We start from the raw sequence: 21,381 nt of genomic DNA, 5'->3' as shown, positions 1-21,381 counted from the left end.
TTCTTAGCGGTTTTCATCATGCGCGCTGCACGGACGCCTCCTTCGTTGGTCACACTGATTTTCGCCACGGCCCTGTCTGTGCTGACACTGAACATGTTTTTGCCGTCGCTGGCCCGAATGGCAGAGGATTTTCAGGTCGACTACGCACTGATCAACCTGTCTGTGGCCGGGTATCTGGCGGTGTCTGCGGTTTTGCAACTGATCGTCGGCCCCTTGTCTGATCGGTTCGGGCGCCGACCCATCCTGCTGATTTGCATGGGTATTTTCACATGCGCCTCGCTGGGTTGTGTGCTGGCCGAGACGATATGGGTGTTTCTCGGGTTTCGACTGCTTCAGGCAGCGGTGGTTGCCGGGCCGGTACTGTCCAGCGCATCGATCCGCGACCTATATGCGCCGAACGAGGCCGCCAGCAAACTGGGCTATGTTGCGATGGCGATGGCGCTGGCCCCGATGTTGGGGCCGATGTTGGGCGGGGCGCTGGACATGCTGTTCGGCTGGCGTGCCGGGTTCGTTCTGTATTCGATTTTCGGCGCGGGAATGCTGCTGCTGTTGTGGCTGGACATGGGAGAGACGAATGCCAACCGGTCCGCGACATTTGCGGCCCAGTTCAGAGAGTATCCTCATCTGTTCCGTGCCCGACGGTTTTGGGGGTATGCGTTCTGCGCAGCCTTTTCTATTGGCGGCTTTTTCAGCTTTATCACCGGCGCGCCTTTGGTGGCTGCTGTCTGGTTCGATCTGAGCCCGGCGATGCTTGGGCTGGGGATCGGGATCATCACCGGCGGCTTTATGGTCGGAAACTTCGTAACAGGGCAGATTGCAGCCCAAACCCGTCTTACCACCATGATCCTCATCGGGCGCATCGTTGCCTCGATCGGGCCGTTCTGCGGATTGCTTTTGTTTATTGGTGGCCTGGGTTCGGTTTGGGTGTTTTTTGGCTCGGCAATTTGTGTGGGTTTCGGGAACGGGTTGACCAATGCCAATGCTTCGGCCGGGGTTATGTCGGTTCGCCCCAAGCTGGCAGGCAGTGCTGCAGGGCTGTCTGGTGCACTGATTGTCGCTTTGGGGGCTGTATTGACCCTAGCGACCGGAGCTTTTGTCAGCCCTGAAAATGGGCCGTATCTGGTGCTGGGCATGATGTTTGGCTGCAGCTTCGTCGGTCTTTTGGCTGTGCTATATGTTCGTCGCGTCGATCGTATCGACCCGCTGCCAAACGCGATCTGACCCGCAGCGCATCATTCCACTTTCCATAAGGCAAATACCATGGTAGGCGGCGCGCGATGGATTTCGGCGCACAGCCCGCGCCCTATAGTAAGGAGAGGCCGATATGGCACTGGAACGCACATTCTCGATCATCAAACCCGATGCAACCCGCCGCAACCTGACTGGCAAGATCAACGCCAAGTTCGAAGAAGCCGGTCTGCGTATCGTTGCACAAAAGCGCATCCACATGACCAAAGCGCAAGCAGGCAAGTTCTATGACGTGCACGCCGAGCGTCCGTTCTATGACGAACTGTGCGAATTCATGTCGTCGGCTCCGGTTGTTGTTCAGGTTCTGGAAGGCGAAGGCGCCATTGCCAAGAACCGCGAAGTCATGGGCGCAACCAACCCCGCAGACGCAGCACCCGGCACCATCCGCGCCGAGTTCGCTGAATCGGTTGGCGAAAACTCGGTCCACGGCTCGGACGCCCCGGAAACAGCAGCGGTTGAGATCGCCTATTTCTTCTCGGGTATCGAGCTGGTCGGCTAAGCCACTGCTTCGGTGAAAAGATCGGGTCGCTCCTCACCGGGGCGGCCTTTTTTCGTTCTTAGACGAGTTTTAGGTCAGCTGCGGTCACGCGAACGCCCACCGCATCAAGGTCCGAGATTATCTGACTTTCCGGGGCGCGACTGACACTGGCCTTGATTGCGTCAAACCGTTTGCGCAGCGCTTTTTTCTCGTCGCCTTTACAGTCGTTCCAAGGACGGCCCTGCAATCCCATCACCAGCACATAATATCCGATGAAATGCGGGCGCGAGCCCGATTGCAGCAGGCGCGCATAGGCCTCATCCGCGCCCATGTCCCGCAACTGTTGCGCCGAATGGATGCCCGCACGCGCGCAGGCCTGTTCGAACGCTGGACCAAGGTTTCGAATGGATGAGACGGGATCAGACATGCCTTGGTTTTAGCGCGACCGGTATCTGCTGTCACCCTTGCAGAGTTGTCTGGGCAGGTTTCATGCGTTAGGCAGGAGCGAGGGAGGCGAAGATGCGATGAGCCGCGTAAGCCACGAAGATATGGTGCAAAATCTGAATCTGATGAACCCGCCGGACGGTTTCATCGATGATCCGTTTCCCTTCTATGATGCTTTGTTGCAGCACGCTCCGGTCTTGCCGCAGCCCGATGGCTCGGTCCTGTTGTCGCGACACACTGATCTGGATCGGATCTATCGCGACACCACTCTGTATTCTTCTGACAAGAAAGCCGCCTTCGGTCCGAAGTTCGGCGCTGGTTCTCCGCTTTTCGAACATCACACCACTTCGCTGGTCTTCTCTGACCCACCGCTGCACACGCGCGTGCGCAAGATTATGACGTCGGCCCTGACGCCGCGCGCTATTGCCCGGATGGAGCCGGGGTTGATCGAAACCGTCGACGCTTTGCTGGACGCGATGGCGGAGAGGGAACAAGTGGATCTGATCGAGGATTTCGCCTCGACCATTCCGATCCAGATCATCGGCAACCTGCTGGATGTGCCCATGTCCGAACGCGGGCCACTTCGAGATTGGTCGCTGGCCATTCTGGGCGCTCTGGAACCGACCTTGACCGAGGCGCAACTGGCCAACGGGCACAGGGCAGTGACCGAGTTCAAAGCCTATCTCAAAGACCTGGTTGCCCGCCGCCGCGCCAGCCCGGGTGATCCGGAAACCGATGTTCTGACCCGTTTGATCCGGGGCGAGGGGGCGGATGAGCAGCTGAGCGAGATCGAATTGCTGCAGAATTGCATCTTCATCCTGAATGCGGGGCATGAGACCACGACCAACCTGATCGGCAACGGGCTGGCCCTGTTGCACGACCACCCTGATCAGCGCCAGCGTCTGCTGGAAGATGACAGCCTGATCAACATGGCCGTTGAAGAGGTGCTGCGTTTTCGATCGCCAAACCAATTTGGCAATCGGGAAACCACCGCCGATCTGGAACTGGAAGGCCTGAACATTCCCAAGGGCACGAACCTGCACCTGTGTATTGGAGCTGCCAATCGTGACCCTGCGGTGTTCGATGATCCAGAGCGGTTCGACATCACGCGCAAACCCAACCGGCATCTGGCCTTTGCTGGTGGCCCACATGTCTGCGTCGGCCTGACGCTTGCACGGCTGGAAGGGCGGGTCGCCCTGGGACGGTTCTTGCACCGGTATCCAAGTTATAAGCTGCTGCCGTCCCGACAGAAGGGAGGCCGGATTCGGTTCCGGGGATACGCGTCGCTTCCTGCGAAAATTTGATTTATAACAGAACCATATAAGGTGGTCTTGATCTATGCGTTCTGCGCAAGCGTCAGAATGGTTTCAAGCCCCGGTTTGCGATTGCGTGCGATGAACTTGCCGCCATGCATATGCGAGATTGCGGCGACCAGCGCCAGACCAAGTCCTGCATTCCGCTCGGTCCGTGCCGGATCAAGGGTTACGAAGGGCATCTGCAACTTTGGCAGATCGCTCTCGGGCACGCCGGGGCCCCGGTCGCGCACGCTAAGCAGCGCAAAGTCAGCATCTTCGCGGATTTCGACGGTGATCGCCGTGCCTGCGGGGGCATAGCGCATCGCGTTTTCCAGCAGGTTGGACAGCGCCTGTGAGAGCAATGGGCGATGCCCCTGGATCGGGTCAGCGCCGCCTTTGACCTCAAGCCGAATGTTCTGATCCGAGGCGACAGGCTCATACAGCTCGACCACATCGCCAACCAGTTGCTGCAGGTTTACAGGCTCGAACTGTTCGCGACCCAGACCTGCCTCGGCGCGCGAGATTTCGGTCAGTTGGGTCAGAACACGCAACACATGCTCGATTTCACCGGTCGCGCGGGCCAGATCGATCTCACGTTCGGCATCGGCCTTACCGGGATCGGACAAAGCTTCGACCCGTTGCTGAAGACGCGACAGGGGTGAGCGCAGGTCATGGGCAATGGAATTCGACGTCGTGCGCAGGTTGCTGATCAGTTCTTCGATTCTGTCCAGCATGTTGTTCAGGGTGCCAGCCACCTGATCAAACTCGTCACCAGTGCCGCGTAGTGGCATCCGTAGCGACAGATCACCTGATACGATGTTGTCGGCGGTATCGGCAAAATCCTTGAGACGTGAGAACACGAGGCGGGTCAGCAACCATCCTGTCAACAGGCTGAGCGCGAACGCCGTAACCAGCGCCAGCGCCACGGAACGGAACAGGATACGGTCGAATTGCTGCCGTGCCAGCGCGTCGCGACCGACCAAAAGACGTTCGCCGCCAGGCAGGCGGATCGAGGCGGCCGAGATCGGAACATACTCATCGGTGTCGCCTTTGCGCAGCTGCAGCTCGACCCAGCCGCTGCCCGCGACAACATCCGGTGGCCAGCGTACGAGGTTGCCGGTCAGCTTCGTCCCTTGCCGCCCGGTCAGCAGATAAAGCGCATCGCGATCGGCTGCCGTAGGCAGGCGACGGTCGATTGCATCTATCAGCCCGATCAAGCCCCGCCGTTCATACTCATCCGCAAGGCCGGTCAGTTCGGCAGACACGACCGACCGGGTTTCGCTCGCGATCGTCCGGTTGGCGGTGAAATAGACCATCGCCAGAATGGTTGCCGTCAGCAATGTGCTAAGCACCATGCTGGCCAGCACCAGCCGCGTCCGAGAGTTTTTGAACGAAAGCAGGATGTTAGGCATCCGATACCATGTATCCTGCACCCCGAACGGTTTCAATTATCGGATTGGCCCCGTCCTCATCCAACTGACGGCGCAGTTTCGAGATATGGACATCAACAACGTTGGTATTGGGGTCGAAATGATAATCCCAGACGCCTTCCAGCAGCATGGTCCGCGACACGACGCGGTTCTTGCGGCGCAGGAAGAACTCAAGAATCTGGAACTCGCGCGGGGTCAGAGTGATCTCACGCTCGCCACGTGTGACCTTGCGGGTCAGCAGGTCCATTTCCAGATCGCGGCAGGTCAGGGTCGGGGTTTCCTCGGCCTCCTGCGGGCGGCGCAGCAGAGCCTCGATCCGGGCGTGTAGTTCCTGAAACGAGAAAGGCTTGACCAGATAGTCATCGGCACCCGCGCGCAGCCCTTTGACGCGTTCGTCAACCGCGCTCATGGCGGTCAGCATCAGAACCGGGGTTTTCAGGCCGGCCGCTCGCATGGACTTGATCAGAGACAAACCATCCAGCCCCGGCAGCATCCGGTCCAGCACCACCGCGTCAAACCCGCCGTCCGTCGCGTGGTACAAACCTTCGCGACCGTCCGAGGCGACCTCAACCACATACCCTTCTTCGCCAAAGCCCTTGGCAATGAAGTCCCGTGTTTCTTCGTCATCTTCAACGATCAACAGGCGTCTGCTCATGGTCGGGGCTCCTTTTACTCGTGATATAAACATACTCTGTCTCCCAAAAAAACAGGCCGGGTGCGCTGCCGCACCCGGCCGCTCCGGCGGCGCGTGGACAATCCGCGCCTGCCGGAATAAGTGCGCCAGATTTCCCCATCATGTGGCGCACTTAGGCGTTGTGTCAGGCGATCTCGACCGCGACGAATATCTGATTGCCGCCACGATTGATCAGCAACAGCGCCGGATCAGTCTTTTCGCTTTCCAGCGCCGTTTTCAGTGCATCCGGGGTGATTGTGTCCTGTTCACCCAACCGGACAATGACGTCTCCGCGCTGCAATCCGGCCTTGGCCGCAGGGCTTTCAGGCTGAAGATCGGTGACAACCACACCATCAACACCTTCTGATACGCCCATTTCAGCGCGAGCGGTTTCCGTCAGCGGTGCGACAGTGACACCCAGCGACATACCTTCGAACTTGTCATCGACGCTGGTGTCGATCTGCGCTTCGGCCGACTGATGTTGGCCGATTGTCAGTTCGACTTGCTGCTCCTTACCATCCCGCAGAACGGTCAGAACGCTGTCGGTGCCTACTTTGGTGGTTCCAACAAGGATCGGCAGATCGCTGCTGGAGTCGACGGGATCATCGTTGAATGTAAGAATCACGTCACCCTGTTGCAGGCTGCCATCTGCCGGGCTACCATCCACAACATCGGCGACCAACGCGCCCGAGGTCGCATCGATACCCAAAGCGGCCGCCAATTGCGGGCTGACATTCTGGATCGAAACACCCAACCAGCCACGGCTGACCTCTCCGTCATCGCGCAGGTCGGTGGTGATGTGGTCCACGATGTTTGAAGTCACGGCAAACCCAAGCCCAACTGATCCGCCGCTTGGCGAATAAATGGCCGAATTCACGCCGATCACTTCGCCATTCATATTGAACAGCGGACCACCCGAGTTGCCCTTGTTGATGGCTGCATCCGTCTGGATGAATTCAGCATAGGGGCCTTCCGAGATGTTGCGGCCTTTGGCCGAAACAATGCCGGTGGTGACGGTTGAGCTAAGGCCGAACGGGTTGCCGATGGCCACAACATCTTCGCCAACGCGGATGACGTCGCTGTCGCCCAGTTGAACGGCCTGCAGGTCATCACCCGCATCGATCTTGAGGACTGCAATATCGGTCAGCGGGTCGGTGCCAACAATTTCAGCCTCGAACGAGCGGTCGTCGCTCAGGCGAACCGTGACGGTATCGGCGTTGTCAACGACATGGTGGTTGGTGACGATATACCCGTCAGCGTCCAGTACAAAGCCAGAGCCCAGGCCCTGACCCGGGCCACGGTCCGGCATTTGAAAGCCTTCAGGGCCGCCAAATCGCTTGAAGAACTCTCCGAATGGGTGGCCTTCGAAATTGAACTCCTGTCCCTGAGCCGGTGCCGGAGCTGCTTTTTGCTCGGCAATGATGGTGACAACCGATGGCGAGACGGATTCCACCAGATCTGCCAGAGCTTCGTCCGCCATCGAGGGCAGGGCGGTTGTTGCCAGCATTGCTGCACCCAGCGCGCCGACTCCGATCCAGTTGGAAGTGCGAGGGAAAAGCAGTGAGGATTTACGGATGCTCATTATGACTCCTGTCTGTGTTTGGCGGTTTGATCCGCGCTTGGGACAGGAGATGAAGCACGAGTATTGGTGAAACCTGAGTAACAGATTAAGAAACCTTAATTTTGCCACTTTCGGAGAGTCTTCTGCCACAGTTGCAGCGTGCAGAATCACGCGGATGGCAGTACGCGAATCGGTGGATTGTTGCCTATTTGGACTTCAAGAGCATAAAATCATTGAATTGAGTCAAATTTGTTAACAAAGAAATGGCTCTCGACCGCGTGAAACTACCGCTCAATTATAGGTTGTGAGGCGTGTGAGCAAACCCCACGGGTTGTTCTCTAGAATGATGTAATAGAAGAATGATCTCGCCTTTATTGAGCGTCTGGCGCGCTATTCGCGATCTCTTTACCTTAGGTCATGCAACTAAAGCGGGAAGCTTGACTTGCGCCATGTTGCGCAATTGCAAGTCCGGATTCGTGAAAATCACCCTTTTAGACCAATTTTACGTTGTTTGAACGCAACTGATAGGCGACGATGTAATTGCCCAAGTGAGGGGGCCTGCGACACTAGGGGGTGTCAAAGGCATATCTCAGTCTCCAAAGCGTGGAGCGGCATGTTAACGAGGGGGTCTTGTTTAGGTTAGGCTGCGGAAAAGTCGGTAGGCCGTTCAGGCAGATTGGCTGCGCTTGTTGAGATTGGTGAAAGTGGTAGTCCTGTTTTTGGGCAACGGCCCGGCCTTCATAGGCCGGGTCGTTTTCTGTTTGGGACGGGCGTGGTTTCAGTCTTCGCGCCGCGCTTGCCACTCGGCCCAATCTTGCGGAGTGTCCAAGTCCAGTCGCGCATTTTGATTTGGCAGGGGATGCAGGTGAACTTTATCCCCGCAACTTTTGACCACCGATTGCGCTCCGCCGTCTCCTGTCAAACTCAACAATTGGCCAAATAGGGATCTGTCGAAAATCACCGGATGTCCGGGCATCAGGTCCTCGGTTGCCCCGCGCCAGATCAGATTGTCCGGGTGCGTTTCTGTGGATTGCAGCACGGACAGCAAGTCGTGCCTGGTAAGATCCGGCAAATCCGCCAGTAAAACCATCACTGCTTCAGGGTCGGTAGCAAGCGCAGCCACGGCGCTGCGCAGGCTGGCATTCATGCCTTCGGCGGCATCGTGGACCGCGACCCGATGCACATCAAGCCCATCCAGCGCCGCGTAGCGGGGGTGAGGCTGGGGGGGCAGGGCAACGACCACCGGACCAACGGCCAGAGCCAGCTGCGCCGAGCGACGCAGAAGCGGCATTCCGTCAACGGGTTGCAACAGCTTGTCAGTGCCGCCCATGCGGCTGGATTGGCCTGCGGCCAGCAGGATTACCGGGACCTGTTTCATGATACCACCATGCCGCGCAGGACGGTGCGTGTCATCCCCGCATTCGCGACCCTTCAGGATCAAACAAGGGCGTGGAAATCACGCGTGCCTTTCGCATCTGACCCAGAATCTCAATCTCGACTTCAAGCCCATCTTCAATCTTGTCCGTCGGCAGGAACCCAATCGCAACCGATTTTCGTGAATAGTGAGAATATCCACCAGACGTACAGAACCCGACGACCGCTCCGTCCAGCCAAATCGGTTCATAGGCGTTTACATCCGTATCTGCCGCATCCACATCGAAGGCAACCAGCTTGCGCAGGGGACCTGCAGCCTGTTCAGCCTTTGCCGCCGCGCGCCCAATGAAGTCCGCATTCTTGGTGAACGAGATAAACCGATCCAAGCCGGTTTCGGCTGCCGTATAATCGGGTGAAAATTCCCGCATCCATGAGCCAAAGAACTTGTCCAGCCGCAGGCTCATCATCGCACGCATCCCGAAGGGGACCATTCCGTGAGGCCGTCCGGCCTGCCACAACGTCCACCAAAGCTGGCGCTGAGCCATCGGGTCACAATAGATTTCAAACCCCAAATCACCGGTGTAGCTGACCCGTTGAACGGTGCAGTCCGTCATGCCAACGGTCATACGACGGACATCAAGAAATCTGAAATCCGATATGTTGTCGCGTGTACATGCAGCCAACACCTCGGCGGCATTCGGGCCTGCGATCTGAAATCCGTTTAGCCGGTCACTGATGTTTTCGACTAAGGCATCTGCCTGCGCATTCTGCTGGAACCACCGCATGTGAAACGCCTGACTGCCGTAAGACGCCGTCAGTTGGAACTCAGTCTCGCTCAGACAAGACACGGTGAAATCGCCGATCAGCTTACCTTTGGGCGACAGCATCGGGGTCAGTGACAGGCGTCCGGGTTGAGGAATGCGGCCCGCCATGATCCGGTCCAGCCAGCCACGCGCACCAGTACCGGTAATGCGATATTTGCCAAAATTGTGGACCTCGTTAATGCCAACACCTTCACGAACGGCACGTACCTCACGCCCGGTGGCGTCGAATGCGTCAGACCGGCGGAAGGATGGCGTCTCATACTCAGGTTCGCCGTTCTGGGCAAAATAGTTCGGAACTTCCAACCCGTATTGCTGCCCCCAGACCGCGCCCATATCGCTGAAAATGTCGTACATCGGAGTGGTCCGGTTGGGTCGTGCCGCTGGCAGTTCCTCGTTTGGATAGGCGACGCTGAACCGTTTCTGGTAGTTTTCGATTACCTTTGGGCGCGTGTAGCCGGGGCTGATCCAGTCACCGAACCTCGCAACATCCATGGCAAACACATCCCGTTCGGGCTCGCCCTCGATCATCCATTGCGCAAGTGTCAGACCAACGCCACCGCCCTGAGAAAAGCCTGCCATGACGCCGCAGGCCGACCAGTAATTCTGCATTCCGGGCACCGGCCCGACCAGAGGGTTACCGTCAGGCGCAAAGGTGAACGGTCCGTGGATCACTGATTTCACGCCAGCCTCGGCCAGAACCGGGAAGCGTTTATAAGCGAACTCGATGCTGTCGGTGATCTTGTCGTAGTCATCCGGCAACAGTTCGTGCCCGAACTCCCACGGGGTTCCGTCCACTGCCCATGGTTTGCAGGGCTGCTCGTAAAATCCGATACACAATCCGCGCCCTTCCTGCCGCAGATAGCTTTCGCCGGCAGGGTCCATCACATGCGGATGCTCGCCGCCCGCATCGATGATCGCCTCGATCTGCGGGATTGTATCCGTCACCAGATACTGATGCTCCATCGGATGCAGTGGAAAATAGACACCCGCCATCGCGCCGACCTCGCGCGCCCAAAGGCCCCCCGCGTTCACGACATGCTCGGCATGGATGATCCCTTTGTTGGTAACAACATCCCAGGTGCCATCAGCCCGCTGGTTGGTTTCGCGCACCATGCAATGCGTTTCGATCGTGGCACCGCCCATACGCGCCGCCTTGGCATAGGCATGAGTGGTGCCGGACGGGTCCAGATGCCCGTCCAGCGGATCGTACAGCGCGCCGATGATACCGTCTGTATTGGTGATCGGAGCGATCTTTTTGATCTCTTCCGGGCCGACAATTTCAGTTTCCAGACCCATAAAACGGTGCTTGGCGCGTTCGGCCAGCAGCATGTCGAACCGGTCCTGATTGTCGGCCAATGTGACACCGCCCACATGGTGCAGCCCGCAGGACATGCCCGTGATCTCTTCCAGCTCTTTATACAGCCGGATCGTATAGCCCTGCAGCGCGGCCATATTCGTGTCGCCGTTCAGGGTATGAAACCCGCCCGCAGCATGCCAGGTCGAGCCGCTGGTCAGTTCAGAGCGTTCCAGAAGCATTACATCCGACCAGCCCAGCTTGGTCAGGTGATACAACACCGAACATCCAACGACGCCGCCGCCAATGACGGCTACCTGACACGTATTTTTCATCTGCACCTCCGATTTATGCCGCGACGGTGCAGAGTGTGATCCCCGGGTTCTGTCGCATGAGCGACGGTGGGTGTCGCTTTTGTCAGGTGTGGGGCTAGAGCAGCCTGACCTTCAACTCGGTGATCCGGTTCCCTTCGCGGCCCGTAACTTCGAACCGGAAGCCGTGGAAGGAAAACACCTGGCCGACGATTGGAATCATCTGCGCTTCGTGGATGACCAGCCCCGCCACGGTATTGGCCTCTTCATCGGGAAGCGACCATTCAAGCGCGCGATTGACGTCGCGGATGGTCATGGCCCCTTCGACCAGATATTGGCCGTCTTCGGTGCGGGTGACGGGCACGTCTTCTTCGATGTCAAACTCGTCCGCGATCTCGCCTACGATTTCTTCCAGAATATCCTCAAGCGTGATCAGTCCGCGCAAAGAGCCGTATTCGTCCACGACCAAAGCGAAATGGCTGTGCATTCGCAGGAATTCCCGCATCTGGTCGTCCAGCGTGGTGGTGTCGGGCACGAAGTATGGGTCATTGGCGACCTTGGAAATGTCGAATGACTTGAGCCGCTCTGAGTCGCCATCGGCACCGCCGACCTGCGCATACATGGCGCGGAACAGATCCTTGGCATGGACGACGCCCACGATATTCTCTTGTTCCTCACGAAATACTGGCAGGCGTGTGTGCGAGCTTTCGAGACACTGTTTCAGAATGGCTTCGGGTTCGTCATCGGCATCAATCATTTCGATATTCGAGCGATGCAGCATGATCTCTTCTACCGTGCGGTCACCAAGATCCAATGCACCCAGGATACGGTCGCGATCTTCTTTTTCGACCACGCCCTCGGAATGACCCAGTTGCAGGGCACCGGCGATTTCCTCTCGCACCGCCAGAATGTTGCTGTCAGGGTCGATTTGCACGCCGAACACACGCAAGACGCCACGGACCAGCAGGCGGACGGCGGCGACCACGGGTGAAAACACTGTAACCACAATGCTAATCACCGGCGCCACAAGCGAGGCCGCTTTCTCGGCGTTGGTAATGGCATAGGTTTTGGGCAGCACCTCGGCGAAGATCAGCACCAGCAGGGTCATGACCAGCGTCGCCAGTGCAACGCCGCTTTCACCAAACAGTCGCGTGAACAGGGCTGTCGCAAGCGACGTCGCAAGGATGTTTACAAGGTTGTTGCCCAGCAGGACCGAACCGATCAGACGTTCGTTGTCGTCGGTAATGTCCAGCGCGGTTTGCGCGCCCCGGGATCCTTTGTCTGCCTGCGCCCTCAGCTTGCCCCGGGACGAGGCGGTCAGCGCGGTTTCAGATCCTGAGAAGAAGCCCGACAATACGAGCAGAAGAAGGATGGAGCCGGACGTGATCCAGAAAGCGCCATCAAGCAGGGTGGAGGTGGGTTCCATCGGTCCTTGAATATTCTTTTTGCTGCATCCGTTATGGGGGCGCGGACCCTCATGATCAAGGGGTTAGCCCTGTTAGGGGTCGTCATCCTTGGCCAATGGGTGGTGTTCCAGCACCAGTTCCGACAAACGTTCGTCCAGAACATGGGTATAGATTTCCGTGGTCGCCACATCCGCATGGCCCAACAGCGTCTGAATCGAGCGTAAATCGGCCCCATTGGCCAGCAGATGCGTCGCGAAAGCATGGCGCAGGGTATGCGGTGTCACCTTGTCGGGCGATACACCTCCTGCGACTGCCAACTCCTTGACCAGCAGAAAGAACCGGTGACGTGTCAGATGTCCGGACTTGCCGCGCGAGGGGAATAGAAACAGAGATTTTTGCCCGCCTTTCGCTACGGTATTCCCCTCGGCCTCATCGCGTAGGATCAGCCATGCGGCCAGCGCCTCGCGCGCGGGGGGGGACAAAGGGACCATACGCTCTTTCCCGCCTTTGCCCAAAACCAGCAACATGCGCGGATCACCGCGAGCGGATGAGACGGGCAAAGACACCAACTCCGTCACCCGCATTCCTGTCGCATAGAGCAGTTCCATCAGGCAGGTGTTGCGCACCTTGTCTGCCGTGCTGCGGCCTGTCTGGCGCGCTGCGTCCAGCAAACGGTCCACTTCGGGTACATCCAGCGTTTTCGGCAGGCGCTTCTGCCGACCGGGGCCTTTGATCTGAATGGCCGGGTTGGTGTCACGCCAGCCTTCCTCGAACGCAAACCGATAAAGCTGTTTGATGGCGGACAGACGCCGCGCCCGGGTCGACCGCGACAGGCCTTGCGCATCACAATCGATCAGATAACCCTCGATCCGGTCCCGGTCGGCGGATGCAAAATCCGATTTGTGGCGGTCCAGCCAGCCCGAGAAATCCTGTAGGTCGCGCCCATAAGCTAGCAGCGTATTGGTCGCAGCCCCAAGCTCGGCCGCTTGCGCTTCGAGGAATGTCGAAATCCACTGGTCCTGGGCGGTGGGCGCGGGCATGGTTAGGCTCCGTTCAGGATCATCAACTGCAATGCCGCACGTCGGGCCGTGTCTTCTAGGCCAACGCGACGGAACGTGGAAATAGCGGCGGTCAGGTCAACGAGATTGCCGCGCGCGCCCTGGGCAAACAGGATCATGGATTCCAGAATCGCCTCGCCCAGTTGATCGTTGCGTAGCAGCGCGTCGATGTCGGAGGGGATGGGGGGCGACCATGCGAACCCTTCGGCAATCGCGTCCGCCAGCGGGGAAGGCGACGCAGCGCTGCCCGGATCGCCCATGGCCAAGGCCGCCAGAAACTGGTTTGCAGAGGGGCCATTGGGGACTGAACGCGCTGCCTCTTCATACATCTCGGACAGCAAAAGAATGCGCCACCGCAGATTCTCGGCCTGATCGTCCTTCAGCGGCAGATTCGAAAGTCTTTCTGCAAAAAGTTCCGCAAAGGGAACTTGCAGACCGACAGATTGCATCTGCTGCCACACGATGCCCAGTCGTTTGGCAATGGCTTTGCGGTCGCCGGATTGAAGGGCGGTTTCAAATTTCTGAATGGCGGCAACCCGATCCCAGACCGCGCCGGACGCGGCTGGCGCGCGCTCTGTATAGAGGCCCAGCAACTGGTTGGGAGTCAAAGCCCCGATCCGGGTCAGCCGTTCGGCAGCTTCGACCTGAGCTTTCCATCCGGCTACATCGCGCAGGTCGGCATTGGCAAACCCACGGGGCAGGGATGCTGTGGGCAGCCGCTCTCCGATCGCTTCGAACAGGCGAAAGGTCAGCGGGTCGGGGTCTTGGGGCTCGGGCAGATACTCGGCCCCTTCGAACAGTTCCGGGCTGAGGAAACGATCCAGCAGCGCAAGTTCGTCGGGCGGCAGAACCTCAAGCGCGTGCGCGGCCTCAAGCGTCAGCGCGGCTGATGCCCAATCCCCGCGGCGGGCCTTGCAAAAGATTTGCGCGGCATAGTCCCGCGAGAGGCTGGGCTGGGCGATAAGCGCGCTGCAACTGCGATCTTCATCACCGGTCAGCAGCGTTGCGTCAAACCACTGCCGGAACCGATCCTGCGAATCCGTTGGTCCGGCCAGTTGCACCAGAGATTGCACCGGATCTGCCGCACCAAGCTGCATCAGCCGGTTCAGCCGGGCCATCAGCAGCACGTCCCGCGTATCCGGGCCGGATGGTGCGCGTGCCTCAGACAGAAGCAGCGTAAACAGCAGGCGCTGCATAGCGGGGTTGGACTTGACCGGTACGCTTTCGATCAATTGCGCAAGACGTGCGGAATCGCTGCCTTGCCACATATCGACCGGCAACCCTGTAACGGAGGACGCCACCAGCCCAAGCGGCGGCGAAAGCGTCCCCAGAGGCGTCACCTGCACATCCGGCTGCAATCCGGTCTCGGTCACGGGTGGCTCAAGAAGCACGGTGCCCGGCAGGTTTTCCGGCGGATTTGTCAGCCAATCGATGGCGGACAAAGGCTCTTGCGTCTGAGCCTGCGCCGTTCCTGCCAGAAAGAGCGCCAGCAGGGTGGCTCTAGTCGGCATTCAGGATGACCGGCTCGCGTATTTCGCTTTGGGGTGCTGAAAAGTCCGCGCCAAAGAAGGGGCCGATATAGGCATAGCCCACCAACCCGATGAAACACAGGCATATGAGGTATAACAGGAACTTGATCAGACGGCCCATGGGTCAACGCTGCCTCAATTTTTGATTTTGACCAAGTTATAACTGGCATTTTTTCCAAGATCACGTCATTCACGATGAAATGAGCGAAATTAAGCATAATCCCTTATCCACCGGATCGACGCAGCGATATGATCTGCACAAAACGGTGGTTATGGTCGGCATGATGGGGGCCGGAAAGACCGCCGTGGGCCGTGCGCTTGCGGCGCGTCTGGGTGTTCCGTTCCTCGACAGCGATGCCGAGATCGAATCGGCAGCCAATATGACCATCCCCGAGATATTCGAACGCGATGGCGAGGCGTTCTTTCGGACCAAGGAAAGTCAGGTCATCGGGCGACTGCTGGACGAAAAAAAGGGAATATTATCAACGGGTGGCGGCGCATTTCTGTCAGATGCGAACCGACAGATGATCTCGGACAAAGGGGCCTCGGTCTGGTTGCGCGCCGATCTTGAGGTTTTGTGGAACCGTGTCCGTCACAAGGACACGCGGCCATTGTTGCGCACCGCCGATCCACATGCGACCTTGCGCGCCCTGTATGAGACCCGCGTTCCGGTCTATGCGCAGGCCGATCTGGTGGCAGAGTCCGATGGCGACACTGCGATCGAAGATATGGTGGACCGGGTTCTGGCGGCCTTGCTGACGCGCCCGGACGTATTGGAACGGAAATAAATGCATCAAACCGTACATGTCGACCTGGGCGAACGTTCCTACGATGTCGAGATCGGGCCCGACCTGCTGTCGCGCGCCGGAGAGTTTATCGCCCCACTGTTGCCGCGCGCGCGCGTTGCAGTTGTCTCCGACGAAACGGTTGCCAGCCTGCATCTGGACGCATTGCGCGCCGGTCTGGCCTCGGCAGGGATCGAGATGACAACACTTGCGCTGCCAGCCGGAGAGGCCACCAAAAGCTGGCCTCATTTTGAGCGCACGGTGGAGTGGCTATTGGCCGAAAAGGTCGAGCGTCGTGACGTTGTCGTGGCCTTTGGCGGCGGCGTCATTGGCGATTTGGTTGGTTTTGCAGCGGCCGTAATGCGCAGGGGTGTCCGGTTTGTACAAATCCCAACTTCTCTGCTGGCGCAGGTCGACAGCTCGGTCGGGGGCAAGACCGGGATCAATGCGCCGCAGGGCAAGAACCTGATCGGTGCGTTCCACCAGCCCTCGCTGGTACTGGCCGACACGTCGATTCTGAACTCGCTTCAGCCGCGGGATTTCCTTGCAGGCTATGGCGAGGTGGTCAAATACGGGCTGCTGGGTGATGCGGCGTTCTTTGAATGGCTTGAGCTCAACGGGCCGTCTTTGCCTTCTGATATGTCGGCGCGTGTGCAGGCCGTAACGCGGTCGGTCCAGATGAAGGCAGACATCGTTGCGCGCGATGAGACCGAGCAGGGAGACCGCGCGTTGCTGAACCTTGGCCATACATTCTGTCACGCGCTGGAGGCCGCGACCGGCTATTCCGACCGTCTGCTGCATGGGGAAGGTGTCGCACTTGGCTGTGCGCTGGCGTTCGAGTTGTCCGCCCGCCTTGGCCTGTGTTCTCAGGAAGACCCCAGCCGCGTGCGGGCGCATCTGCGGGCGATGGGGATGAAAACCGATCTGGCTGACGTTCCGGGTGACTTGCCAGCGGCTGAGGCTTTGGTTGATCTGATGGCGCAGGACAAAAAGGTGATCGGCGGGCAGTTGCACTTTGTTCTGGCGCGCGGCATCGGGCAGGCCTTTGTTACATCTGACGTGCCACGTGACGCCGTGATGGCAGTGATCAAGGACGCACTGGCCGCCCGCTGAGGCGGTCTAACGTCCCTGAATGACCATCAGTTCACCGATGTTCTCGCGGGTGATGTAGCCCACCATCTGTCCGGCCTTGGTGCAGACCGCTATCGCAGGCGCGCCCTTGTGCAGCCCTTCCAGAACCTTGTTCAGTCCGGTGGTCAGCAAGACCTTGGGGATGTCTGTATTCATGATGGTCATCGCCCGCTCGGATCTGGGGTGTTCACTGGCCAGAGCGGCAAGCAACCGGTTGCGGGTCACAAAACCCAGAATCGCCCCATTCCCGTCCAGCACCGGAAATTCATGCTGGGTGGTGTGGATGACGGCCTGTGCCGCAGTGCTGAGCGTATCCTCGGGCGTGAGCGCATGGAATTCGGTGATCATCGCGTCGCGGGCCAGCACTCTGCGAGTCGCTGCGCGCAGCGCAACATCCTGGCTTTCGGCGTTCGCGGAAACAAAGACAAAGACGGCAATCAACACCAGAATGGGGTTGCCGGTTGTCAGACCCAGAAAGCCAAGTCCCACTGCTACGATCTGCCCCCCGATCGCGGCAATGCGCGTGGCTTTGACCCGATCCAGTTTCAGACAAAGCAGAGCGCGAAACACACGCCCGCCATCCATCGGAAAAGCGGGTATCATGTTAAACGCGGCCAGCAGAAGGTTCACGTAGGCCAACCGGCCCAGCAGGTCCGCGCGGGGTGAATCGATCTGCGCCAGCGTGTCGACCTGCGTGCTTGCGCCAAGGATCACCAGAACCAGCCAGATCGCAACGTTGACGGCTGGTCCTGCCAGCGCAACCCAAACCTCTTGCATCGGTTTTTGCGGCATCCGTTCCAACCGCGCCAGCCCACCGATGGGCAACAGAGTGATATCGGGTGTGCGAATGCCATAACGCCGCGCCATAATCGCATGGCCGTATTCATGGGCAACGACGCAGGCAAACAACGCCAGCACAAATAAGAGGTTTTCAATCGCTGCGGAAAGCCCACCATCGGAATAGGCGGCAAACCCGACCCATGCCAACAGCAGAAAAAAGGTGACATGGACCCTCAGTTCCGAGCCGAAAAGACGCCCGAGAGGGAAGGACCATGTCATGATTTATCTCCGTTTGTTTAGAACGGAATCTCGTCGTCGTCGATTCCGCCAGATGCCGGGGCAGGGGCGCTGGATGAACCGCCATAGGGGTCGCCATAACCGCCACCGGCCTGGCCCCCGCCATAACCACCGCCACCGCCACCGCCTTCACCGCGTGAATCCAGCATTGTCAGTTCGCTGCGATAAGGCCGCAGGACCACTTCGGTCGAATATCTGTCTTGTCCTGACTGGTCTTGCCACTTGCGGGTTTCCAACTGCCCTTCGACATAGACCTTGCTGCCCTTGCGCAAGTATTGCTCGGCAACACGAACAAGGGGCTCCGAGAAGATGGCGACCGTGTGCCATTGGGTCCGGTCGCGCCGCTCACCAGTGTTGCGGTCTTTCCAAGTCTCGGAAGTTGCGATGCGCAGGTTGCATACCTTTCCGCCGTTCTGAAATGACCGCACCTCGGGGTCGGCACCGAGATTTCCGATCAGAATGACCTTGTTGACTGAGCCCGCCATATATTCCCTCGTTCTGTTTGACTGTCGGGCGTCCGAATCTGACGCCGAATTCTGGTGCTGACCCTATACGTCCTACGTCATGGTTAAAACATGGTTGATGCCGCAACGGCGATCGCGAAAAACTTGAGGAAGCGTTTACCAAGCTTTCATTTTCGTCGGTAATATCTATAATCTGTATGGTTGTTGAGCGAGCGGGATTGGCTTTAATGCGTGTTCTGGTTGGAGGTATTGCGGTTTTGTGTCTTTGCCTGACATCTGTTCCGGCACAGTCTCAGGCTTTGTCTTCCAAAAACCGCAAGGCGATTTTCCTTAAGCAGGCCAAGGTGTTGGACAACCGTGCAGCGACGCAATATCGCGATTCTGAGCGGTTGAAACCAAAGACGCAGACCCAGAGTTTCTCAAAACGCTATACGGGCAACTACAAGGGTCAGTATCTGAATCACGCCCGTAAAGCGGCGCGTCAGCATAACGTCCCGGAAGAGCTGTTTTTGCGGCTCGTGCAACAGGAAAGTGGCTGGAATCCACATGCGAAATCGCACAAGGGTGCGTTGGGGCTGGCTCAGCTGATGCCACAGACGGCCCGGTTGTTGGGCGTCAATCCGCACGATCCGATCCAGAATCTGGAAGGTGGGGCGCGTTACCTGTCGTGGCAATATCGCAAGTTCAAATCCTGGCGTTTGGCGCTGGCGGCTTACAACGCAGGACCGCAGGCGGTCGAGAAATACGATGGCATCCCGCCTTACAAAGAAACCCAGAACTACGTGAAGGTGATCTGGGGCGGCTGAGGCCGAAACGCTTTTCCAATGAGACTACGAACCAAGGGCCGGTTTCTGAACCGACCCTTCGCACTATGTAAACAAGGCTATTCCGCCGCGATTTTGATAACGGGCTCCATCCGGGCCAGAATATCCTCGGCCAGATGGCATTTGACCTGATGCCCGTCGGCCAACGTCTGAACCGGTGGTACATGAGATTCGCAGCGGCCATCCGGAACCTCTGACTTCCAGCGGCACCGCGTCTGGAACGGGCAGCCCGGGGGTGGGTTCATCGCTGACGGAATGTCGCCCTCCAGCACAATATGCTGTTTTTCGATCGAGGTATCCGCAATGGGAACCGCGCTAAGCAATGCTTCGGTATAGGGGTGATAGGGCGGGGCAAAGACCTGATCGGTGGTGCCCAATTCGACCACATGGCCCAGATACATCACCATGACACGGTCGCTGAGGTATCTGACGATGGACAGGTCGTGGCTGATAAACAGCAGCGTGGTTTTGTGTTCGCGCTGAATTTCCATCAGAAGATCGGTTACGGCGGCTTGTACGGACACGTCCAACGCCGAAACCGGCTCATCCGCCACCACGATCCGCGCGTCACCGGCAAAGGCACGGGCGATACCAACACGCTGCTTCTGCCCACCGGAAAGCTGGCGTGGCATCCGGTCGGCAAAGGCACGGGGCAGTTTGACAAGGTCCAGCAGCTCCAGCATCCGCTTTTTACGCTCAGCTTCCGAGTTGCCGACGCCGAAAATTTCCAACGCGCGGATGATCTGGCGACCAACGGTCATCGAAGGGTTGAGCGTATCGAACGGGTTCTGGAATACCATCTGAACCTCGCCAACGGTCTTGGCGTCGCGTTCTTCGATCGGCACGTCCTCGATGTTGCGATTATCCAGCAGGATTTGCCCATCGGTCGCCGTTTCCAGCCCCATCAACACTTTGGCGAATGTGGATTTGCCGCAGCCGGATTCGCCCACGATGGCAAGCGTCTCGGACTCGTGCGCCTCGAAACTCAGCGTTTCGTTGGCTTTCACGACCTTCGTTTCGCCACCACCGAACAACGCATTTGCCGCCACCTCATAGTATTTCTTGAGGTTGTCCATCTTCAGGACAGTTCGGCCGATTTCGCCTTTTTCCTTCTGCTCACCCACGGTGATCGGTGCGTTCCAGTCAATTTCCTGGAACTTCAGACACCGCGTATGGTGTCGGTCATTGCCGGGGACCGCCTCCATCAAGATATCCTTGGCGTCGCAGCGACCCTCTTCGAAATAGTCGCAACGCGGGCCAAAGTTACAGCCCGGCGGGCGCTCATGCGGCAGTGGGAAGTTCCCTGGAATCGCCACCAGCGGGCGCGAGTTCTTGTCAGCCCCCGGCAGCGGGATCGACCGGAACAACGCCTGCGTATACGGGTGCTGCATCTCGTCGAACACATCCTTGATTGAGCCGCGTTCGACCGCTTCGCCGGAATACATCACGCACAGCCGGTCGCAGGTCTCCAGAACCAGACCCAGGTTGTGAGAGATAAACAGCATCGAGGTGCCGTATTTCTTGCCCAGATCCTTGACCAGCTCGACCACCGCCGCCTCAACCGTCACGTCCAGCGCTGTGGTCGGCTCATCCAGAATCAAAAGCGCCGGTTTAGACATCAATGCCATCGCGATCACGATCCGCTGCTGCTGACCACCAGAGAGCTGATGCGGGAAGGAATTCAGCATCCGCTCGGGGTCGGGCAAGCGCACATCTGTAACGACCTCCAACGCACGAGCATAAGCCTCTTCCGAGCCGACGCCTTCGTGGATCATCGGCACTTCCATCAGCTGTTTGCCAATCTTCATCGCCGGGTTCAGCGATGCCATAGGCTCCTGATAGATCATCGCGATCTCATTGCCGCGAATGTCGCGCAACTCCTCGGTCGTCATCTCACCCAGATCACGGCCCTTGAACTTGATGGAACCGCCAACGATCCGCCCGTTCTTGCCTAGATCCTGCATGACACCCAGCGCCACTGTGGATTTACCGCACCCGGATTCGCCCACCAGACCTACAGCCTCGCCGGGCTGCACACTGACCGAGAAATCCATAACGGCGGGAATTTCCCTCAGCCGGGTGAAAAATGAAATCGATAGCTTGTCGATCTCAAGAATTGGCCCGTCATAATCCGCCAGTTTGTTCATCTTGTTACTCCTCGCGAGAGTCCGGGGG

The 21,381-nt window shown here is 58.5% G+C and carries 19 protein-coding genes; 6 read left to right on the top strand and 13 right to left on the bottom strand.

Annotation, left to right across the window (positions count from 1 at the left end; translation table 11 throughout):
- Positions 1-18: 18 nt before the first annotated feature.
- Positions 19-1,221, top strand: coding sequence for a multidrug effflux MFS transporter (locus tag ACR0FG_RS07095; protein WP_480891442.1), 1,203 nt, complete (start codon positions 19-21; stop codon positions 1,219-1,221).
- A gap of 103 nt (positions 1,222-1,324) precedes the next feature.
- Positions 1,325-1,747, top strand: a complete 423-nt coding sequence (gene ndk / locus ACR0FG_RS07090) for a nucleoside-diphosphate kinase (RefSeq protein WP_008757405.1) — start codon at positions 1,325-1,327, stop codon at positions 1,745-1,747.
- Positions 1,748-1,805: 58 nt separating this feature from the next.
- Here ndk and ACR0FG_RS07085 read toward each other — a convergent pair whose 3' ends face one another.
- Complete coding sequence (locus ACR0FG_RS07085) at positions 1,806-2,153, bottom strand: TfoX/Sxy family protein (protein WP_170711298.1); 348 nt, start codon at positions 2,151-2,153, stop codon at positions 1,806-1,808.
- Between the two features lie 97 nt (positions 2,154-2,250).
- On the opposite strand from ACR0FG_RS07085, the gene ACR0FG_RS07080 reads away from it, so the two are divergent.
- Positions 2,251-3,474 carry a cytochrome P450 gene (locus tag ACR0FG_RS07080; protein ID WP_480891440.1) on the top strand — a complete coding sequence of 408 codons (1,224 nt, stop codon included), beginning with the start codon at positions 2,251-2,253 and terminating at the stop codon, positions 3,472-3,474.
- 32 nt (positions 3,475-3,506) lie between these two features.
- Here the strand turns inward: ACR0FG_RS07080 and ACR0FG_RS07075 are convergent, their stop codons facing one another.
- From ACR0FG_RS07075 to ACR0FG_RS07035, 9 genes are all read right to left on the bottom strand, one after another.
- Complete coding sequence (locus tag ACR0FG_RS07075; protein WP_480891437.1) at positions 3,507-4,877, bottom strand: ATP-binding protein; 1,371 nt, start codon at positions 4,875-4,877, stop codon at positions 3,507-3,509.
- Complete coding sequence (locus tag ACR0FG_RS07070) at positions 4,870-5,550, bottom strand: response regulator transcription factor (protein ID WP_170711301.1); 681 nt, start codon at positions 5,548-5,550, stop codon at positions 4,870-4,872. Before ACR0FG_RS07070 ends, ACR0FG_RS07075 begins: the two co-directional genes overlap by 8 nt.
- Before the next feature lie 163 nt (positions 5,551-5,713).
- The gene (locus ACR0FG_RS07065) at positions 5,714-7,150 is read right to left on the bottom strand and encodes a DegQ family serine endoprotease (protein WP_480891434.1); all 1,437 of its coding nucleotides are present in this window, start codon (positions 7,148-7,150) and stop codon (positions 5,714-5,716) included.
- 757 nt (positions 7,151-7,907) lie between these two features.
- Positions 7,908-8,507 (bottom strand): nucleotidyltransferase family protein, encoded by a 600-nt coding sequence (locus ACR0FG_RS07060; RefSeq protein WP_480891431.1) that lies wholly within the window; start codon positions 8,505-8,507, stop codon positions 7,908-7,910.
- A gap of 31 nt (positions 8,508-8,538) precedes the next feature.
- A complete protein-coding gene (locus tag ACR0FG_RS07055; protein WP_480891428.1) occupies positions 8,539-10,956 on the bottom strand; it encodes a GcvT family protein in 2,418 nt (805 codons plus the stop codon).
- A gap of 94 nt (positions 10,957-11,050) precedes the next feature.
- Complete coding sequence (locus ACR0FG_RS07050; RefSeq protein WP_170711305.1) at positions 11,051-12,358, bottom strand: HlyC/CorC family transporter; 1,308 nt, start codon at positions 12,356-12,358, stop codon at positions 11,051-11,053.
- Positions 12,359-12,430: 72 nt separating this feature from the next.
- On the bottom strand, positions 12,431-13,378 hold the full coding sequence (locus tag ACR0FG_RS07045) for a site-specific tyrosine recombinase XerD (RefSeq protein WP_480891426.1): 948 nt from the start codon (positions 13,376-13,378) through the stop codon (positions 12,431-12,433).
- A 2-nt stretch (positions 13,379-13,380) separates the two neighbouring features.
- Positions 13,381-14,907 carry a hypothetical protein gene (locus ACR0FG_RS07040; RefSeq protein ID WP_480891425.1) on the bottom strand — a complete coding sequence of 509 codons (1,527 nt, stop codon included), beginning with the start codon at positions 14,905-14,907 and terminating at the stop codon, positions 13,381-13,383.
- Positions 14,897-15,046, bottom strand: a complete 150-nt coding sequence (locus ACR0FG_RS07035; RefSeq protein ID WP_170711308.1) for a hypothetical protein — start codon at positions 15,044-15,046, stop codon at positions 14,897-14,899. Before ACR0FG_RS07035 ends, ACR0FG_RS07040 begins: the two co-directional genes overlap by 11 nt.
- A gap of 79 nt (positions 15,047-15,125) precedes the next feature.
- Here ACR0FG_RS07035 and ACR0FG_RS07030 point away from each other — a divergent pair, with 79 nt between their 5' ends.
- The gene (locus tag ACR0FG_RS07030; protein WP_480891422.1) at positions 15,126-15,713 is read left to right on the top strand and encodes a shikimate kinase; all 588 of its coding nucleotides are present in this window, start codon (positions 15,126-15,128) and stop codon (positions 15,711-15,713) included.
- Positions 15,714-16,823, top strand: a complete 1,110-nt coding sequence (gene aroB / locus ACR0FG_RS07025) for a 3-dehydroquinate synthase (RefSeq protein ID WP_480891420.1) — start codon at positions 15,714-15,716, stop codon at positions 16,821-16,823.
- 6 nt (positions 16,824-16,829) lie between these two features.
- Here the strand turns inward: aroB and ACR0FG_RS07020 are convergent, their stop codons facing one another.
- Positions 16,830-17,900 (bottom strand): site-2 protease family protein, encoded by a 1,071-nt coding sequence (locus tag ACR0FG_RS07020; protein ID WP_480891418.1) that lies wholly within the window; start codon positions 17,898-17,900, stop codon positions 16,830-16,832.
- A 17-nt stretch (positions 17,901-17,917) separates the two neighbouring features.
- Entirely contained in the window at positions 17,918-18,403 is a 486-nt protein-coding gene (gene ssb / locus ACR0FG_RS07015) for a single-stranded DNA-binding protein (RefSeq protein WP_480891415.1), read from the bottom strand.
- 206 nt (positions 18,404-18,609) lie between these two features.
- On the opposite strand from ssb, the gene ACR0FG_RS07010 reads away from it, so the two are divergent.
- Complete coding sequence (locus ACR0FG_RS07010; RefSeq protein ID WP_480891413.1) at positions 18,610-19,188, top strand: lytic transglycosylase domain-containing protein; 579 nt, start codon at positions 18,610-18,612, stop codon at positions 19,186-19,188.
- A gap of 77 nt (positions 19,189-19,265) precedes the next feature.
- On the opposite strand, the gene ACR0FG_RS07005 is transcribed toward ACR0FG_RS07010, so the two are convergent.
- Positions 19,266-21,353, bottom strand: a complete 2,088-nt coding sequence (locus ACR0FG_RS07005; protein WP_480891410.1) for a dipeptide ABC transporter ATP-binding protein — start codon at positions 21,351-21,353, stop codon at positions 19,266-19,268.
- Positions 21,354-21,381 lie beyond the last annotated feature (28 nt).

This window comes from Ruegeria sp. E1, from assembly GCF_056534225.1.
The sequence above is the reverse complement of the archived record's forward strand: the minus strand, read 5'-3'. Positions and strand labels throughout refer to the sequence as shown.

Excerpts from the sequence above, each read along its gene's own strand:
- ACR0FG_RS07095 (WP_480891442.1), top strand. The coding sequence starts at position 19 with ATGCGCGCTGCACGGACGCCTCCTTCGTTGGTCACACTGATTTTCGCC.
- ndk (WP_008757405.1), top strand. The coding sequence starts at position 1,325 with ATGGCACTGGAACGCACATTCTCGATCATCAAACCCGATGCAACCCGC.
- ACR0FG_RS07085 (WP_170711298.1), bottom strand. The coding sequence starts at position 2,153 with ATGTCTGATCCCGTCTCATCCATTCGAAACCTTGGTCCAGCGTTCGAA.
- ACR0FG_RS07080 (WP_480891440.1), top strand. The coding sequence starts at position 2,251 with ATGAGCCGCGTAAGCCACGAAGATATGGTGCAAAATCTGAATCTGATG.
- ACR0FG_RS07075 (WP_480891437.1), bottom strand. The coding sequence starts at position 4,877 with ATGCCTAACATCCTGCTTTCGTTCAAAAACTCTCGGACGCGGCTGGTG.
- ACR0FG_RS07070 (WP_170711301.1), bottom strand. The coding sequence starts at position 5,550 with ATGAGCAGACGCCTGTTGATCGTTGAAGATGACGAAGAAACACGGGAC.
- ACR0FG_RS07065 (WP_480891434.1), bottom strand. The coding sequence starts at position 7,150 with ATGAGCATCCGTAAATCCTCACTGCTTTTCCCTCGCACTTCCAACTGG.
- ACR0FG_RS07060 (WP_480891431.1), bottom strand. The coding sequence starts at position 8,507 with ATGAAACAGGTCCCGGTAATCCTGCTGGCCGCAGGCCAATCCAGCCGC.
- ACR0FG_RS07055 (WP_480891428.1), bottom strand. The coding sequence starts at position 10,956 with ATGAAAAATACGTGTCAGGTAGCCGTCATTGGCGGCGGCGTCGTTGGA.
- ACR0FG_RS07050 (WP_170711305.1), bottom strand. The coding sequence starts at position 12,358 with ATGGAACCCACCTCCACCCTGCTTGATGGCGCTTTCTGGATCACGTCC.
- ACR0FG_RS07045 (WP_480891426.1), bottom strand. The coding sequence starts at position 13,378 with ATGCCCGCGCCCACCGCCCAGGACCAGTGGATTTCGACATTCCTCGAA.
- ACR0FG_RS07040 (WP_480891425.1), bottom strand. The coding sequence starts at position 14,907 with ATGCCGACTAGAGCCACCCTGCTGGCGCTCTTTCTGGCAGGAACGGCG.
- ACR0FG_RS07035 (WP_170711308.1), bottom strand. The coding sequence starts at position 15,046 with ATGGGCCGTCTGATCAAGTTCCTGTTATACCTCATATGCCTGTGTTTC.
- ACR0FG_RS07030 (WP_480891422.1), top strand. The coding sequence starts at position 15,126 with ATGAGCGAAATTAAGCATAATCCCTTATCCACCGGATCGACGCAGCGA.
- aroB (WP_480891420.1), top strand. The coding sequence starts at position 15,714 with ATGCATCAAACCGTACATGTCGACCTGGGCGAACGTTCCTACGATGTC.
- ACR0FG_RS07020 (WP_480891418.1), bottom strand. The coding sequence starts at position 17,900 with ATGACATGGTCCTTCCCTCTCGGGCGTCTTTTCGGCTCGGAACTGAGG.
- ssb (WP_480891415.1), bottom strand. The coding sequence starts at position 18,403 with ATGGCGGGCTCAGTCAACAAGGTCATTCTGATCGGAAATCTCGGTGCC.
- ACR0FG_RS07010 (WP_480891413.1), top strand. The coding sequence starts at position 18,610 with ATGCGTGTTCTGGTTGGAGGTATTGCGGTTTTGTGTCTTTGCCTGACA.
- ACR0FG_RS07005 (WP_480891410.1), bottom strand. The coding sequence starts at position 21,353 with ATGAACAAACTGGCGGATTATGACGGGCCAATTCTTGAGATCGACAAG.